This is a genomic window from Amycolatopsis sp. BJA-103, assembly GCF_002849735.1.
Taxonomy (GTDB): Bacteria; Actinomycetota; Actinomycetes; order Mycobacteriales; family Pseudonocardiaceae; genus Amycolatopsis.
In genome coordinates, this window is the sequence record NZ_CP017780.1 from 4319576 (window position 1) to 4335892 (window position 16317).

The window sequence follows — 16317 nt, forward strand, 5'->3', positions numbered from 1 at the left end:
GGCGGCCTCAGGTCAGGACGACGGAACGGGTGAGACTGCGGGGGTTGTCCGGGTCGAGCCCCTTGCGGGCGGCGATGGCCCCGGCCACCCGCTGCGCGCGGACGAGGTCGGCGAGCGGGTCCAGGCCGCTCTCGACGAACAGGCCGCCCGCGCGGGCGACGTCGTCGGCGAGGCCGTCCGGCGCCTGCCCGAACATCCAGGTCACTCGGCCGGGTTCGCTGATGCTGATCGGCCCGTGCCGGTAGTCCCACGCCGGGTACGACTCCGTCCACAGCAGACAGGCCTCGCGGAACTTGAGCGCGGCCTCGTTCGCGATGCCCACCGACCAGCCGGTGCCGAGGAAGCTGAACTGCTCCGCGGTGATCAGTTCGTCGGGCAGCGGTTCGGCGAGGACACGTTCGGCCTGGTCCGCGGCCGCGTTCAGGTCCTCGCCGAGGTGCGCTCGCAGCATCGCCAGCGCCGTGGTGGCGAAGCGGGTCTGCACGACCGAGCGTTCGTCCACGACGGACAAGTCGACGATGGTGTCCGCGGCGTTCTCGATCTCGCCGGGCACCCCGGTGATCGCGATGGTCGGCGTCTTGCCCCGCAGCTTCGCCAGCAGGGCGTGGACCTCGGTGGTCGTACCCGACCGGGTCAGCGCCACCACGTGGTCGTAGCCGCGGCCCACCGGGAACTCCGACGCGGCGAAGGCGTCGGTTTCGCCGAGCCCGGCGGACTCGCGGAGGACGGCGTACGCCTGGCCGATGAACCACGACGTGCCGCAGCCGACGATCGCGACCCGCGCGCCGGGCGGCGGCAGCAGATCACTGTTCGCCGAGGCCAGCGCCGCCGCGTCCCGCCAGCAGCCGGGCTGGCTCGCGATCTCCGCCGCCATGAAGGTCCCGCTCATGAACTCCCCATCCGTGCCAGTTGTGCGCAATAGCTGTCACGTTAGGTGCAGTTTTGTGCAACGTCAATGCTCCAAGAGTGCAGTTTCACGCATTTGACCCGCTCAGATGTGCAGGATGCGCTGGTCACCTACCGTGGACGGATGCGGATCGTCTCGTTGCTCCCCGCCGCGACGGACTTCGTCGCGACCCTCGGACTGCTGCCGTCGCTGACCGGCCGGACCCACGAATGCGACTGGCCGCCCGGCGCGCTCGACGACGTCCCGGTGGTCACGAGCAGCGCGATCGACCACGACGTGCTGTCGAGCCGGGAGATCTCGGCGGCCGTCGGCGGCGAGCATCGCGGCTCGGGCCTGTACTCCCTCGACTCCGCACTGCTGGCGGCCGCCGAACCCGACGTCGTGCTGACCCAGGACCTCTGCGACGTCTGCGCGATCTCCTACCGGCAGGTCTCCGAAACCGTGCGCGCCATGGAGGGCGACACCCGGGTCGTCAGCCTCGAACCGCGAACGCTGGAAGGCATCTTCACCTGCTTGACCACACTCGGCGAGGTGCTGGGAGTCCCCGAACGGGCGGCCGCCGAGACTCGTCGTCTTCAGGAGCGGCTGGCGGCTGTCCGCGCCCGGGTCGCGGGGCGGCCTCGCCCGCGGGTGGCGGCCATCGAATGGCTCGACCCACTCTGGCCCGCCGGGCACTGGGTCCCCGAACAGATCGAAGCGGCGGGCGGAACCCCGCTGCTCGCCGACGCGGGCGAACACACCCGGCCGATCACCTGGGACGCCGTCGTCGAAGCACGGCCCGACATCCTGCTGCTCATCCCCTGCGGCTTCCCGCCGGAACGGACCGAGGCGGAGCTCCCCCTGCTGACCGGCCTTCCAGGCTGGGACGACATCCCCGCCGTACACATCCTGGACGGCCCGGCCTACTTCAACCGGCCGGGCCCCCGCGTCGTCGACGGCGCGGAGCTCCTCGCCGACATCCTGCACGGGTGACCGGCGTCACGCCGAAAGCTGTCACAACCTCTCCGGCCGGATCGTCATGTGTGCAGAAACCGACGGAGAGGAAAGATCATGGAACCGCGTTTCAACCTGTTCGAGAACGAGGTCGCCCTCAAGTTCGTCAAGCGTCTCGGCGCCGCGAGCCGCCCGATCGAGGAGTCCTCGCTGCCGCACGCGACCCAGGAACTGGTGAAGCTGCGCGCCAGCCAGATCAACGGTTGCGGCTTCTGCACCGACATGCACAGCAAGGACGCCGCGCACGCCGGCGAGACTTCGGTGCGGCTCAACCTGGTCGCCGCCTGGCGGGAAGCGAACGTGTTCACCGAGGCGGAGCGCGCGGCGCTGGCGCTCACCGAGGAGGGCACCCGCATCTCCGACGCGCACCACGGCGTCAGCGACGACACCTGGGCGCAGGTGCGCAAGCACTACGACGACGAGCAGATCGGCGCCTTGATCTCCCTGGTCGCCACGATCAACGCGTACAACCGGCTCAACGTCATCGCCGGGACCCCGGCTGGCGACTACCAGCCCGGCATGTTCGGCTGAGCCCCGCGTCCACCGACAACAGGACTGCCTTGCCGGACAACGATTCCCGCAGGCCCCGGTGCTAAACCTTCGGAACCAGCGATCCTTCCGGAGGTTCAGCCCGTGGAACTCGATGTCCGCTTCTTCCCCGTGACCGGCACCCACCAGCTCAGCAACGATCTCGTCGGGCTGCGCGCGAACTTCCACTACGGCTCGGGAAACGTGCTGGAGCAGCACTACGCGGACAAGACGACGATGATCTGGACCGGCGTGTCCGGCGACTTCACCGGCGTCCGGCAGAAGGAGACGACGCTGCGCGTTTTCGAAACCGGGCCGGCACAGTACTTCGTCACCTGGTACGAGACCGGGACCGTCGCGACGGCCGCGCACGGCGAAATCTTCGACGGCGGCTATCCCATCGCGGTGATGGCCGACTTCGGCCGGTCGATCGCGACGGCCGCCTATACGAACCCGCGGGAGGACGGCGGGCAGTACTTCCTGGTCGACCAGGCGACCATCGAGGTTCTGGAACGACCGCACCGATGGCCTTCTTTCCCTGAGCCACGATAATTCCTGAATGGACGCGTCAGGAGTTCCGCGGCAGAGCACAACGCACGATTGGGCGAGTGCCGTCGATGCCGGGCACCTGGCACTGATTCGGCGGAACCCGGCGGAATTCGCGCCGGGCGGTGTCGCACATCTCATCCTCGAGGTCCTCGCTTACGCGGCCGAGGAAGCCGAGAGCAACGGCGGCGGACGATCCACCCTCACCCTGCACCCCGACGGCTCGGTGTCCGTGGCGGACAACGGGCGAGGCACCGAAACTCACGTCACCGACCAGGGGCGAACCGTGAGGAAGCCGATCATGGCGACGAAGGATCTGCGGTTCTTCGACTTCCCCGACGCCCAGCTGCTTCCCGACGGCCACCCGCGCCGGGGGATGTCCGTCGTCGCGGCGCTGAGCGAGTGGCTCGTGCATACCAACCGGCGCCACAACGGCTCCTGGACCCAACGCTACGAACACGGAAACCCGGTCACCGACCTGACCCCGGTCGCCGACGACGGCACGACCGGGACGACCGTCCATTTCCGCCCGCGGCAAGACTTGCGCGCGACGGCTCAACTGACGGTGAGCACGCTCGAGCGAAGGACCGGGGTATGGCCACAGCTGTCCACCAAGACGCTTGACCGGCGAATCGGTTGACCTCGGCTATCGCACCCCAGCGTCGGTCTATGTCCTGAGGTGCATGGTGTTGCGCCTCGGTTCGCCGGTGGGGTCGAGGTAGGCCGGGGCGGTGAACTCGGGTAGTCCGTCTTGGGCGATCTGGACTTTCCATTCACTGTGGTGGATCAATCGATGGTGCTTGGTACACAGCAGGACCAGGTTGTCGATTTTCGTTTCGCCGTGGTGCCGCCAGAAAACAATATGGTGAGCTGTACAGCGCGGCACGGGCATGTCGCAGCCGGGGAAGGCGCAGCCACCGTCGCGGATGGTGAGTGCGTACTTCTGGGCGAGTGAGACCGTTCGTTTCGAGCGGCCAATGTCGAGGGGTTCGCTTGCGGTGCCGAGGACTCCGGGTCGGACGCGGGCGTCGCAGGCGAGGATGCGGGCGTCGGTGGCGCTGATCGGCCCGACCAGATCCAGATGGGCTTCACCCAAGTCACTGATCAGGTCTTCGTAGGACATGGTGACGAGGATGTGGGTGGCTTCGCCTGCTTGGCCGGGGAGGTTGCGGCTCGTGGTCTTCAGTCGCACATAGTCGGTGAAGGCGTCCCCGTAGCGTTCGTCCTGGGTGCGCGAGTCGCGGACGCCGTCGATGGCCTTGTGCGGTTTGGCCATCGGATCCAGGTCGGACTTCAACCGTGTGTAGGTCTCCAGATCGAGCGTGCCCTTCAAACCCAAGGTGCCGTTGCGGTGCTTGACGAACCGTAACTCCGGTCGGGTGTCTTTGGGGTTCTCGTCGCGAGGCTCTTTTCCGTCCGGATCGAGCTTGTCCAGGAGTCTCCGTCCAGCTTGGGCGATCGTGCGAGGCCCGGCGTGCCGGGCCAGATCCACAAGGATTTTCTCTCCGCCTCGCACGTCTTCTTCCGGGACGAAGGACGGGATACGCGCCAGGGTGCGGATGATCGCGTCGATCTGCGAACCACCGATCGCACCCTCCGTCGCGACGTCAGCGGTCAGGGGCGCGAGGGGTGGCACCCGATCACCACCCACCGCCACACCCGCATGCAACGCCAACACCCGATCAGCGCGAGCATCCGCTTCCTTGCCCGTAACGTGGAAGTCCTCGAAAATCATCGCCGACAACGTCGCATGACCCGAACACCCACGAACCCCGCGAGTATTGATTTCCGCGAGAATCGCGTTCTGCTCAGCATCCAATTGCCGCTTCAGAACTTCGAGTTCCTGTTTACGGGCATGCAGCGTCGCGGTATCGACACGCCACCACTCGGTGCGCGTCGTCTGGGGTCTGTCATCGCTGGCCACAACATCCACGGGCTCAGATGGTCAGTGCACCGGCTGGGATAATGATCGTTCTGGGTAGCGAAGGGGTGTGCCGTGTCGCGTGGTGTTCCGTTGCGGTCGGTGGAGCGTGAATTGATCGCGTTCGGGTTGAGGCAGGGGAAGTCGTTTCGGGAGATCGGGGCCTGGATTGGACGGGATCATTCGGTGGTGTCCCGCGAGGTTGACCGCAACGGTGGACGGGAGGCGTATTCGCCGTTGGTTGCGCAGCGCCGGGCTGATCGACTACGGAAGCGTCCAAAGGAACGCAAGGTGCTGAAATCGCCGTTTCTGACTCGCGTGGTGCATGAGGGGTTGCGGAAAAAGTGGTCACCGATGCAGATCGCGTACAGGTTGCGGCTCGACCATCCGATGGATCATTCTCGCTGGGTGTCACATGAAGCGATTTACCAGGCGTTGTTCGTACAGGCGAAGGGGACGTTGCGGGCAGAGGTGGCCGAGGGGTTGCGCCAAGGCAGGATCAAGCGACGGGCCCGGTCGCGAGGGGCGGAGCTGCGGGGCAAGATCAAGGACATGGTCCTGATCAGCGAGCGGCCGGCCGAGGCCGAGGACCGTGCCGTGCCGGGCTTCTGGGAAGGCGATCTGATCGTCGGCGCGAACAATCAATCGCAGATCGCGACCTTGGTCGAACGGCGCACTCGATTCGTCATGCTGGTGCGTATTCCTCACGATCGCACGGCCGAGAACGTTGCCCCGCGGCTGGCCGCCAAGATGAACACTTTGCCTGACGTTTTCAAGAACAGCGTCACCTGGGATCAGGGTGGCGAGATGGGCGGCCACAGGAAGTTCACCATGACCACCGGCATGCCGGTGTATTTTTGTGATCCGCGCTCGCCCTGGCAACGCGGCAGCAACGAGAACACCAATGGGTTGCTGCGCCAGTACCTTCCCAAAGGAACCGACCTATCCGGATATTCACAGGACGAACTCGATGCCATCGCAGACGAACTCAACGACCGGCCGCGACAGACACTAGGTTGGCTTAAGCCGATCGAAGCGTTCAGCAAAGTGTTGCTAGACTAGAGGTGGTGCACTCACCAGTTGAAACCACCATCGACATTACCGCCGTTCGAACACCTGTGCTATCACACGTTTATGTGACACGGCGAAAGAAAAGCTGCGGAAACAGTCGGCCTCGTGAGCGGTAAGGACGGTTCTATTGAAGAGAAGGGCAAACGTGTCGTGTTCGCAGTCAGATCGCGCCGAGTCCTCAGCGTCGAGAGTGTCCGATTGATGCCCATCTGCACGCTTTGCAACAGGGGTCGTGAGTGGTAAAGCGCGTTCTAACCCTCTTTATCACTCACGACCCCCCTTGCAAACGCACATATAGCCGCCAACCGGACATGCAGCCGCCAGAGAGTGTCCGCTGTGGACGCTCGGGGGAACGACTGGTGCTCGCTGACTGGTCCGGAACCACGCCGCGAAGGCCGCCTCTCAGCCTTGAAGCCAGCGAAGGGGGCCTTCATCGCAGAGGCTCGGTCACGCCACATTTGACTTACCCCTCAATAACCACCTTTATCACTCACGAGGCCCGAGACCTACCGCTCCGGCGAGCACCGAGACCGGGCACTGGCGAACAAGCGCCGAGCGCGCAAAGGCAAAGCCCGCGCCCCCGTCCGCTCCCATACTGGCCGTCCAGCGAACAAGAGGAGCAGCGAATGAGCCGAGACGACACGTCGCTCGCCAAGAACGTCCTGGGCGTGCCAGGCATCGTCTTCCTCGTGCTCGCCGCGGTCGCGCCCTTGACCGGGATGGTCGTGATCGCGGCCATCGGCATCGCGGTCGGGAACGGCGGCGGGATGGTCGCGGCGTTCCTGCTGGCCACGGTCGTCCTGTTGTTGTTCGCGGTCGGCTACGCGCAGATGTCGAAGGTCCTCACCAGCGCGGGCGGCTTCTATGCCTTCGTGGTCAAGGGGTTGGGCCGGACCCCGGGTCTCGTCGCCGGTTTCATCGCGATGCTCGGCTACAACTGTTTCGTGGCGGGCGCGATCGGCACGAGCGGGTTCTTCACCTCCACCGCGATCGACACCGTCTTCGGGCTGAAGCTCGACTGGCTCTTCTGGAGCGCGCTTTCGGTCGTGCTGGTCCTGCTGCTCAGCCGGCGCGGAATCGCTGTCAGCGCCAAGGTGCTGGGAGTCTCGCTGATCCTCGAAGTGTCGATCCTGCTGATCATGGACTTCAGCGTGTTGTTCCGGCACGGCTTCTCGTTCGCCGCGTTCAGCCCGTCCGTGATGTTCCAGGGCGCAAGCGGACTGGCGTTGTTGTTCGCCGCCAACGCTTTCATCGGGTTCGAGGCGACGGCGTTGTTCGGCGAGGAGGCCAAGGATCCCAAGCGGACGATCCCGCGGGCGACCTACATCGCGATCGGGTTCATCGGGGTGTTCGCCGCGTTCACGACCTGGGCCGTGGTCAGCGCGATCGGCGCCGAGCAGGCGCAGGACGTGGCCGCCGCGCACCTTTCGACCGGCGACCTGGTGCAGTCGGTCGCCCAGGAGTATCTCGGCGACACCTTGACCAAGGTGATGTTGCTGCTGCTGGTGGTCAGCCTGTTCGCGGCGTTGCTGGCGCTGCACAACTCGGCCACGCGTTACCTCTACGCGCTGGGACGGGTCGGCGTGCTGCCGCGGCTGCTGGGCAAGACCGACCCGCGCAACGGCGCGCCGCGCTACGCCTCGATCGTGCAACTGACCTTCGGTTCGCTGGTGGCGGTGGCGTTCCGGCTCGCCGGACTCGACCCGGTCGCCGACCTCACCGCGAGCATGACCGGCTTCGGCACCCTCGGCATTCTCACCCTGCAACTGTTCGCGGCGGTGGCGATCCTGGTCCATTTCCGCCGGACGCGGGACCGCCGGATCGTGAAGACGCTGCTCGCCCCCGGGCTGGGCGCGGTGGGTCTCGGGCTCATCGTGACGCTGGCGATCCTCAATTTCCCGACCCTCGCCGGATCCAGCAACGGCGTCGTCCCGCTGCTGCCGTGGCTGCTGCTGATCGTCGCGCTGGCCGGGCTCGCGCTCGCCGTCTGGCTGCGCAGGTTCCGCCCGTCGGTGTACGCGTCGCTGGAGTCCGACCTGGAACGCGAACCGTCAGACGTTGTTGGTCAGTGAAAGGTTGAACGAGTAGCGCGAGGCGCGGTAGACGTGCCATCCGTACTCGACGACCCGGCCGGTGTCGTCGTAGGTGGTGCGCCGCATGGTGAGCAGCGCCGCCCCCGGCTTCTCGTGCAGCAGCTCGGCGTCCTCCTCGGTCGCCTGCCGGGCGCCGACGTTCTGCTGGGCCGCGTGCAGCCGGACACCCGCGGACCGGAGTAGCTGGTAGAGCCCTTTGTCCCGCAGTTCGTCGTCGGCCGGGTCGATGATGCCGTCGGGCAGGTGGTTGTTCATGATCGCCAGCGGTTCGCCGCCGGTCGAGCGCACCCGTTTCAGCCGCCGGACGTGGGTCAGGCCTGGCGTCTCGAGCCGCTCGGCCACCTCCTCACCGGCGGGCTCGACCTGATTGACCAGGACGACGGACTCCGGCTTGTCCCCGAGTTCGCTGAGATCGTCGAAGAGGCTGCTCAACCGCAGCGGGCGGGCGACCTTGGTGCGGACGACCTGCGTGCCGACACCACGTTTGCGGACGAGCAACCCCTGGTTGACCAGGGATTGGATCGCCTGGCGGATAGTCGGCCGTGACAGGTGCAGCCGCGCTGCCAGGTCCAGCTCGTTGTCCAGCCTCGCTCCGTTCGGCAGCCTGCCGTCCTCGATCGCGGCGCCGAGCTGCCGGGCGACCTGCGAGTACAACGGCTCCGGGCCGTTCGGATCCACCACGATCTCGCCGGGCGCCCAGGGCTTCATGCGCGGAGCTTACCTCGGACGGGCTTATGACCTTATGTCCGTATGTCTTGACAAAGTCTTCGGGCTCTTGCGATGGTCGAAGGGCCAAGCGAGCCGGAAGGAACAACGGGTGTCCGAAACAGTACGCCGGGTAGTCGCCGCACGGGTGCGCGATCCGGAGGCCATCGCGGTGGCCGCGGCCACCCGGGTCCGGGCGAAATCGCCGTTCAACGACAAGGGCCGCACGATGATCATCGCCGCGGACCATCCGGCGCGCGGCGCGAACGGCGTCGGCGCCGACCCGCTCGCGATGGCCGACCGCGGCGAGCTGCTGGATCGCCTCGGCCTGGCGCTGGAGCGGCCCGGTGTCACGGGGGTGCTGGCGACGCCGGACATCATCGACGACCTGTTGCTCCTCGGCGCCCTCGAGGGCAAGACCGTCATCGGCTCGATGAACCGCACCGGCCTCGCCGGGTCGAGTTTCGAGATCGACGACCGGTTCGCCTGTTACGACGCCGAAGCGATCGAGCGGATGCGGTTCGACGGCGGCAAGACGCTCACCAGGATCTGCCTGACCGACCCGGCGACGCCGAGCGTCCTGGAGAACACCGCGAAGGCGATCAACGAGCTCGCGGACCGGAAACTGATCGCGATGGTCGAGCCGTTCCTCGCCGACTGGGTCGACGGCCGCCTCCGCAACGACCTCTCCCCCGAGGCCGTGATCCGCTCGGTCACCATCGCCTCCGGTCTCGGCCGCTCGTCGGCCTACACCTGGCTGAAACTGCCGGTGGTCGAGGACATGGAACGCGTGCTGGCCGCCTCGACGTTGCCCGCCGTCCTGCTGGGCGGCGAGGTCAAGGATCCCGACACCGCGTTCGCCGCCTGGCAACGGGCGCTCGCGCTGCCGACCGTGCAGGGCCTCGTGGTCGGCCGGTCCCTGCTCTACCCGCACGACGGCGACGTCGCCAAGGCCGTCGACACGGCCGTCGGATTGCTGTGAACACTGTGGAGGACGACAAGTGAAGACCATCGACCACTGGATCAACGGCACCGCGACCACGGCGGGCTCCACTCGCACCGCTCTCGTCTACGACCCGGCCGCGGGGCGTCCGCAGGCGGAAGTGCTCCTCGCGGAACCGTCCGATGTGGACACCGCGGTGGCGGCCGCGGGCAAGGCTTTCGAGTCGTGGGGCGATTCGTCGTTGTCGCAGCGGACCAAGGTGATGTTCGCCTTCCGCGAGCTGCTGGTGAAGCACGAGGACGAACTCGCGCGGATCATCTCCTCCGAACACGGCAAGGTGATCGACGACGCGCGCGGCGAGATCGTCCGCGGCCGCGAGATCGTCGAGTACGCCTGCGGGATCGCCGACGCGCTGAAGGGCGGCTTCTCCGACCAGGTCTCGCGGGACGTGGACGTGCACGACTTCCGGCAGCCGCTCGGGGTCGTCGCCGGCATCACGCCGTTCAACTTCCCGATCATGGTCCCGCTGTGGATGCACCCGATCGCCATCGCGACCGGCAACACCTTCGTGCTCAAGCCCAGCGAGCGGGTCCCGTCCGCGTCCCGGCTGGTCGCCGAACTGTACGCCGAGGCGGGTCTTCCCGACGGCGTCTTCAACGTGGTCAACGGGGACAAGGTCACGGTCGACGCGATCCTCGGGCACCCGGGTATCGCCGCCGTGTCGTTCGTCGGGTCCACCCCGATCGCCAAGTACGTCCACGAACGCGCGACGGCCACCGGCAAACGCGTGCAGGCCTTGGGCGGGGCCAAGAACCACGCCGTCGTCCTGCCCGACGCCGACCTCGAATACGCCGCGAACCACCTCACCGCCGCCGCGTTCGGTTCCGCCGGTCAGCGCTGCATGGCGATCTCCCTCGGCGTCGCCGTCGGTTCGGCGGGCGACGGGCTGGTCGAGATCCTCAAGCGCAAGGCGGCCGAGATCAAGGTCGGTCCCGGCGACGAGAACGGCAACGACATGGGCCCGGTGGTCACCGAGGCCGCGCGCCGACGCGTGATCGACTCCGTCACCCGCGGCGCGGAGCAGGGCGCGACCGTGGTCGTCGACGGCAGGGCGCTGCAGGTCGAGACCCATCCGGACGGTTTCTTCGTCGGACCGTCCCTTTTGGACAACGTGACCGCGGAGATGTCCGCCTATCAGGACGAGATCTTCGGACCGGTGCTGGGCATCGTCCGGGTGGCCGGCGTGGACGAGGCGATCGCGCTGATCAACGCGAACCCCTACGGCAACGGCACCGCCATCTTCACCGGCAGCGGTGAAGCCGCGCGGCGGTTCCAGCGCGAGGTCAAGGTGGGGATGATCGGGGTGAACGTGCCGATCCCGGTGCCGATGTCGTACTACTCCTTCGGTGGCTGGAAGGACTCCCTCATCGGGGACAGCCCGATCCACGGCCCGGCGGGCGTCCGGTTCTACACCCGGGCGAAGGTCGTCACGACGCGGTGGCCGCACTCCACCGCCGGTTTCCACTTCCCGACCTCCAGCTGACCCCCGCGATTCGTCCTCTGGTCGCGGTAGTTGCACACGCAAGGACCGCGACCAGAGGACGAATCGCGAGAGGGGGTCAGCGCACCTGCTGTTGCCGTTTCCCGACGACCCGCCACCCGACCGCCAGCACGACGACCAGCACCGGGATCGAGTAGAACGCGATCTTCTCCGCGCCGTCGGAGAAGCCCATCAGGACCACGACGAGCGCGAGGAAGCCCAGCGTCGCCCAGCCGCTGTAAGGCGCCCACGGCATCCGGTAGGACGGCCGTTCCAGCTCCCCGCGCAGGGCCGCCTGGCGCATCCGCATCTGGCAGAAGATCAGCGTCGCCCACGTCGTGATCACGCCGAGCGAGGCGATCGCGATCGCGATGTCGAAAGCGTCCTTCGGCACCAGGTAGTTGAGCACCACGCCCAGCACGTAGGCGGCGGAGGTGAACAGGATCCCGCCGTAGGGCACGTGACGGCTGCTCATCTTGCCGACGAACTTCGGCGCCTCGCCCTTGTCCGCCAGCGCCCGCAGGATGCGGCCGGTCGAATAGAGGCCGGAGTTGCAGCTCGACAGCGCGGCGGTGAGCACGACCGCGTTCATCACGTCACCGATGCCCGGGATCCCGAGCCGCGAGAAGACGGTGACGAACGGGCTCTCACCGCCGTTGTAGAACGGCCACGGCAGCAGCATCGCCAACATCAGCACGGAACCGACGTAGAACACGCCGATCCGCCAGACCACCCCGTTGATCGCCTTCGGCAGTACCTTGCGGGCGTCCTTGGTCTCGCCCGCCGCGATGCCGACGACCTCGATGGCCGAGTACGCGAAGATGACCGCCTGCAGCGTCATCAGCGCGATGCCGATGCCCGCCGGGAAGAATCCGTTGTGGGCGGTCAGGTTGTGCACGCCTGCCGCGGTGCCGCCGATGTCGGCGCTGGTGAGCACCAGCCCGATCGCGGTGACCAGGAAGACCACGATGGCCAGCACCTTGACCACCGAGAACCAGAATTCCAGCTCGCCGAACAGCTTCACCGAGAGCAGGTTCACCAGGATCAGGACGCCGAGGGCGACCAGGGCGGTGATCCACTGCGGCACGTCGGGCAGCCACTTGTGCACGTAGATCGCGACCGCGGTGATCTCCGCGATCCCGGTCATCGCCCAGTTCACCCAGTACATCCAGCCGGAGGCGAAACCCGCCCACGGCCCGATGAACTTGCGGGCATAGGTGACGAAACTGCCGGAAGTCGGCTCGTGCAGCACGAGCTCACCGAGCGCGCGCATCACGAAGTAGGCGGCGATGCCGCAGAGCGCGTACGACAGGACCAGCGACGGCCCGACCTGCTGGAGCTTGCCACCGGCACCGAGGAACAGCCCGACGCCGATCGCGCCGCCGATGGCGATCATCTGCACTTGGCGGTTGCCCAGTGCTTTTGAGTAGCTTTCACCTTTTTCGGTGAGCAGCGAGGAATCCATGGTTGCCAGACGCTAGAGCGTGTGCGGCAGGTCACCAACAGTGCTAAGGAAGACTTAAGGTGTGCGGGACGTCACTCCAGGGGTTTTACCGGTATTTCCCTTTTCGATTTGACAAATTCACCCGTGAACCCCGATCTTCGCGCGCGAAGGCGGCCTCCTACGCTACGGCCGTGGACCTCGCGGCGTTGCTGGACCGGATCGCGGACGACGTCGCGCCCGAGATCGGCCGCGGCGCCGTCGCGGACTACATCCCCGCCCTCGCCAGGGTCGATCCCCGGCGGTTCGGCATCGCGGTGGCCGAAGTGGACGGTGCGGTGCACGGGGTCGGCGACTGGGAGACGCCGTTCTCCATCCAGAGCATGTCGAAGGTCTTCACCCTGGCGCTCGCGCTCTCCCACGGCGACGGCGTGTGGACGCGGGTGGGCCGCGAGCCGTCCGGCAACCCGTTCAACTCGCTGGTGCAACTGGAGAACGAGGACGGGATCCCCCGCAATCCGTTCATCAACGCCGGCGCGCTGGTGGTGACCGACGAATTGGCACACCACGGCGACGCGGCGGAAACACTGCTTCGCTTCCTCCGTGAGGAAAGCGGTCGCGCGGACATCGGGATCGACGACGAGGTCGCCGCCTCGGAGGCCGCGCACGCCGACCGCAACCGCGCGCTCGCGTACTTCATGGCGTCCTACCGGAACATGCTCCGTCCGGTACCCGAGGTCCTCGACCAGTACGTGCGCCAGTGCTCGATCGCGATGAACTGCCGCGACGTCGCGCGCTCGGCGGTGTTCCTCGCCCGCCACGGCGTCCGTAACGACGGAACCCGGCTGCTCGGGCTGAGCGCGGCCAAGCGGGTCAACGCGGTGATGCTGACCTGCGGCACCTATGACGCGGCGGGCGAATTCGCCTACCGCGTCGGGCTTCCCGGCAAGAGCGGCGTCGGCGGCGGCATCGTCGCGATCGTCCCCGGCCGGTGCGCGGTCTGCGTGTGGAGCCCCGGACTGGACGTGCGCGGCAACTCCGTCGCGGGCGTCGCGGCACTGGACCGGTTCACCACCCTGACCGGCTGGTCGATCTTCTAGCCGCTGGGCCGCCCCATCTCGTGTCCAGGCCGTCCCTCGGTACGCCGACGCCGCTTGATCAGCTCTTCGTGCAGATGCCGCCGTCCGCCGGTCAGGTCACCGGTGACGTCCCGGGTCATCTCGCGGAAGGCCGCATAGTAGCCGTCGTCGTACTCCTCGATCAGCTGGAAGGTCCACCGCTCCGGCAGCACGTTGAGCCCGATCAGCTCGGTCCGGATCCGCTCGGCCCACTCGGGGTGCCCGGCCTCCCGGAGTGCCTCGGCGGCCTCGTCGAGGGCGAAGTCGGCGCTTCCCGTCAGGTGATGGAAGGCGTACAGATGTCCTCGCGCCTGCTCGACCGTTTCGAGCGCGGCGACCAGCTTTCCGACGGCGTCGACGGTCGCGTCGTCGGGTTCTGAAGGTGTTTCCGGCATGCCCGTTGATTCCCCGGAGCAGACGGTTTCACACCACCTTCAACGGTGGCTTTCGACGGCGATCCGGGCGAACGAGCGGATCAGCGGGCTCTCCTGCCCGGTCACCCACGCGACGACGAGCGGGCTCGGCGGCATGTCGGCCAACGGCACCCAAGTGAGCCCGTCGGGCAGGGCGTGGCCGAGCGGCGCGATTCCGGCCGAGCCGTTCCACAGAACGGCTTGCAGGCATTCGCCGACCGTGCGCACCACCGGCCCGGCGGGCCGCTCCCCGACGGGCGCCGCCCCGTTCCAGTACGCGCGCCACAGTGGATCGGTCCCGTCCGGCAGCTGGAACCAGGGCCGGTCGACAACGTCGGCCAGCCGGAGGGACTCACGACCCGCGAGCGGATCCCCGGTGCGCAGGACGAGCCCGACCGGGTCGGAGCGCAGGACGCGGACGCTGATGCCGGTCTCGTCGAACGGCGACCGGGTCAGCGCGACGTCGGCCAGCCCGGCGCGCAGACCGGTGGTGGGATCGGTGAAATCCGCCTCGCGGAACCGGATCGAGACCTCGGGATGACGCCGCCGGAACGCCTCGGCCAGCCGGATACCCGCCTCCCCCGCCCCGTCGGCGAGGGTGCCGACGGTGAGCGTCGCGGGGCCCGCCACCGCCGCCACCCGAGCGCGGGCCCGCTCGGCCTGGTCCAGCAGGGTACGGGCCTCGGCGTACAGGGTGGTCCCGGCCGCGGTGGGCTCGACGCCGGCGGCCGAGCGAAGCAGCAGCACGACCCCCAGGTCGTTCTCCAGCTGCTGGATGGCCCGGCTCAGCGGCGGCTGGGTCATGTGCAGCCTCGCGGCGGCCCGGCCGAAGTGCCTCTCCTCGGCGACGGCCACGAAGTAGCGCAGCAGGCGGAGTTCCATCACCGGCGATGATACCCAGCCGGTATCGGTGCGCCGGAATCGGACTTGGACGGCGGGCGAGTACCGGCGCGACAGTGTGATCATGCCCTTCGAACCACTCACCCATGAGCCCTCCGTCGACACCGGCGAGGCCCGCGAGATCGCCCGCGACCTGGTGGTGATCCCGAACCTCGGGGTCGACCTCGTCCCCAACATCGGCGTCATCGGCGGATCGCACTCGGTGCTCGTCGTCGACACCGGTTTGGGTCCGCGCAACGCCGCGAAGGTGCTCGCCTTCGCGGCCGAGCACGCCCGCGGCCGCAAGCTGTACCTGACCACGACCCACTTCCATCCCGAGCACGCGTTCGGCGCCCAGGTCTTCGCGGACGAAGCGACCTACCTCGTCAACAGCGCGCAGGCCGCGGACCTGGTCCACAAAGGACCGGGCTACCTCGAAATGTTCCGCGGCCTCGGCGCACCGGTCGCCCGCGACCTCGATGGTGTCGAACTGGTCGCTCCGGACGTGGTCTACGACGACGGGTACGACCTCGATCTCGGCGGGCGGGTCGTCCGGCTGGAGGCCACCGGGCGCGCCCACAGCAAGGGCGACCAGGTGGTGACCGTCCCCGACGCGGGTGTGCTGTTCACCGGGGATCTGGTGGAGACGGGCCAGTTCGCGATCTTCCCGTGGTTCCCGCCGTACGACACCGACGTCTCGGGACTCCGGTGGATCGAAGTGCTGCGACGGCTGGCCGCCGCCGGGCCGGACCTCGTCGTCCCCGGCCACGGCGACGTCTCCGGACGCCGGATCCTGACCGACGTCCGCGAGTACCTCGAACTGCTGCGCGACGAGACCTGGACACGGCGTGACTCGGCTCTTCCCGAAGAGACGATCGCCGCGGAGGTCGAAGCGCTGATGATCGAACGCCATCCCGATTGGGAGGGCAGGGACTGGATCACGAAGGGTGTCGGCTGCTTCTGCTCGGAACACTCAGGCCATGAGACAGCAGGCGCCGGTGAAGCAGCCGAAGGCCCCTCCGCTTGACGTGTTCTTCCAGTTGTCGAAGTGATCGATCACGACGTCGACTTCGGCCTGCCCGGCCGCGGTGAAGTCGACACCGGAGTCGGCGAAGAACGAACGGATTTCGTCGGAAACGGTGGTCTGCATCGGAAATCTCCCCTGTCGAACCTGCGGTGTGGTACCGAAATCGTGCAGGTTCGGGGCCGCGGGCCGACA

The 16317-nt window shown here is 67.5% G+C and carries 17 protein-coding genes; 10 read left to right on the top strand and 7 right to left on the bottom strand.

What is annotated here, in order from left to right; genetic code table 11:
• Positions 1-7 precede the first annotated feature (7 nt).
• The gene (locus BKN51_RS18630) at positions 8-889 is read right to left on the bottom strand and encodes an SIS domain-containing protein (RefSeq protein ID WP_101608858.1); all 882 of its coding nucleotides are present in this window, start codon (positions 887-889) and stop codon (positions 8-10) included.
• 141 nt (positions 890-1030) lie between these two features.
• Here BKN51_RS18630 and BKN51_RS18635 point away from each other — a divergent pair, with 141 nt between their 5' ends.
• From BKN51_RS18635 to BKN51_RS18650, 4 genes are all read left to right on the top strand, one after another.
• Positions 1031-1879, top strand: a complete 849-nt coding sequence (locus BKN51_RS18635; RefSeq protein WP_101613302.1) for a cobalamin-binding protein — start codon at positions 1031-1033, stop codon at positions 1877-1879.
• Between the two features lie 78 nt (positions 1880-1957).
• Positions 1958-2431 (top strand): carboxymuconolactone decarboxylase family protein, encoded by a 474-nt coding sequence (locus BKN51_RS18640; RefSeq protein WP_101608859.1) that lies wholly within the window; start codon positions 1958-1960, stop codon positions 2429-2431.
• Between the two features lie 102 nt (positions 2432-2533).
• Entirely contained in the window at positions 2534-2980 is a 447-nt protein-coding gene (locus BKN51_RS18645) for a MoaF C-terminal domain-containing protein (protein WP_101608860.1), read from the top strand.
• Positions 2981-2987: 7 nt separating this feature from the next.
• Entirely contained in the window at positions 2988-3614 is a 627-nt protein-coding gene (locus tag BKN51_RS18650; RefSeq protein ID WP_101608861.1) for an ATP-binding protein, read from the top strand.
• Between the two features lie 27 nt (positions 3615-3641).
• Here BKN51_RS18650 and BKN51_RS18655 read toward each other — a convergent pair whose 3' ends face one another.
• The gene (locus BKN51_RS18655) at positions 3642-4898 is read right to left on the bottom strand and encodes an HNH endonuclease signature motif containing protein (protein WP_101608862.1); all 1257 of its coding nucleotides are present in this window, start codon (positions 4896-4898) and stop codon (positions 3642-3644) included.
• A gap of 90 nt (positions 4899-4988) precedes the next feature.
• Between BKN51_RS18655 and BKN51_RS18660 the strand changes: the two genes are divergently transcribed.
• Both BKN51_RS18660 and BKN51_RS18665 read left to right on the top strand, forming a co-directional pair.
• Positions 4989-5957, top strand: coding sequence for an IS30 family transposase (locus BKN51_RS18660; protein WP_101613052.1), 969 nt, complete (start codon positions 4989-4991; stop codon positions 5955-5957).
• A gap of 635 nt (positions 5958-6592) precedes the next feature.
• Complete coding sequence (locus BKN51_RS18665; protein ID WP_101608863.1) at positions 6593-8038, top strand: APC family permease; 1446 nt, start codon at positions 6593-6595, stop codon at positions 8036-8038.
• Here the strand turns inward: BKN51_RS18665 and BKN51_RS18670 are convergent.
• On the bottom strand, positions 8018-8767 hold the full coding sequence (locus BKN51_RS18670) for a GntR family transcriptional regulator (RefSeq protein WP_101608864.1): 750 nt from the start codon (positions 8765-8767) through the stop codon (positions 8018-8020). The genes BKN51_RS18665 and BKN51_RS18670 overlap by 21 nt on opposite strands.
• 109 nt (positions 8768-8876) lie before the next feature.
• Here BKN51_RS18670 and BKN51_RS18675 point away from each other — a divergent pair, with 109 nt between their 5' ends.
• Complete coding sequence (locus BKN51_RS18675; protein WP_101608865.1) at positions 8877-9746, top strand: Cgl0159 family (beta/alpha)8-fold protein; 870 nt, start codon at positions 8877-8879, stop codon at positions 9744-9746.
• Positions 9747-9765: 19 nt separating this feature from the next.
• Positions 9766-11250 carry a CoA-acylating methylmalonate-semialdehyde dehydrogenase gene (locus BKN51_RS18680; RefSeq protein WP_101608866.1) on the top strand — a complete coding sequence of 495 codons (1485 nt, stop codon included), beginning with the start codon at positions 9766-9768 and terminating at the stop codon, positions 11248-11250.
• 76 nt (positions 11251-11326) lie between these two features.
• On the opposite strand, the gene BKN51_RS18685 is transcribed toward BKN51_RS18680, so the two are convergent.
• Positions 11327-12712 (bottom strand): amino acid permease, encoded by a 1386-nt coding sequence (locus BKN51_RS18685; protein WP_101608867.1) that lies wholly within the window; start codon positions 12710-12712, stop codon positions 11327-11329.
• Between the two features lie 170 nt (positions 12713-12882).
• Between BKN51_RS18685 and BKN51_RS18690 the strand changes: the two genes are divergently transcribed.
• On the top strand, positions 12883-13788 hold the full coding sequence (locus BKN51_RS18690; RefSeq protein WP_101608868.1) for a glutaminase: 906 nt from the start codon (positions 12883-12885) through the stop codon (positions 13786-13788).
• Here BKN51_RS18690 and BKN51_RS18695 read toward each other — a convergent pair.
• The gene (locus BKN51_RS18695) at positions 13785-14201 is read right to left on the bottom strand and encodes a hypothetical protein (RefSeq protein ID WP_101608869.1); all 417 of its coding nucleotides are present in this window, start codon (positions 14199-14201) and stop codon (positions 13785-13787) included. The genes BKN51_RS18690 and BKN51_RS18695 overlap by 4 nt on opposite strands.
• A 39-nt stretch (positions 14202-14240) precedes the next feature.
• Positions 14241-15101, bottom strand: a complete 861-nt coding sequence (locus BKN51_RS18700) for a LysR substrate-binding domain-containing protein (protein ID WP_101613303.1) — start codon at positions 15099-15101, stop codon at positions 14241-14243.
• Between the two features lie 82 nt (positions 15102-15183).
• Here BKN51_RS18700 and BKN51_RS18705 point away from each other — a divergent pair, with 82 nt between their 5' ends.
• Positions 15184-16125, top strand: a complete 942-nt coding sequence (locus BKN51_RS18705; protein WP_101608870.1) for an MBL fold metallo-hydrolase — start codon at positions 15184-15186, stop codon at positions 16123-16125.
• On the opposite strand, the gene BKN51_RS43560 is transcribed toward BKN51_RS18705, so the two are convergent.
• A complete protein-coding gene (locus BKN51_RS43560; protein ID WP_168214347.1) occupies positions 16072-16248 on the bottom strand; it encodes a hypothetical protein in 177 nt (58 codons plus the stop codon). The genes BKN51_RS18705 and BKN51_RS43560 overlap by 54 nt on opposite strands.
• Between the last annotated feature and the right edge of the window lie 69 nt (positions 16249-16317).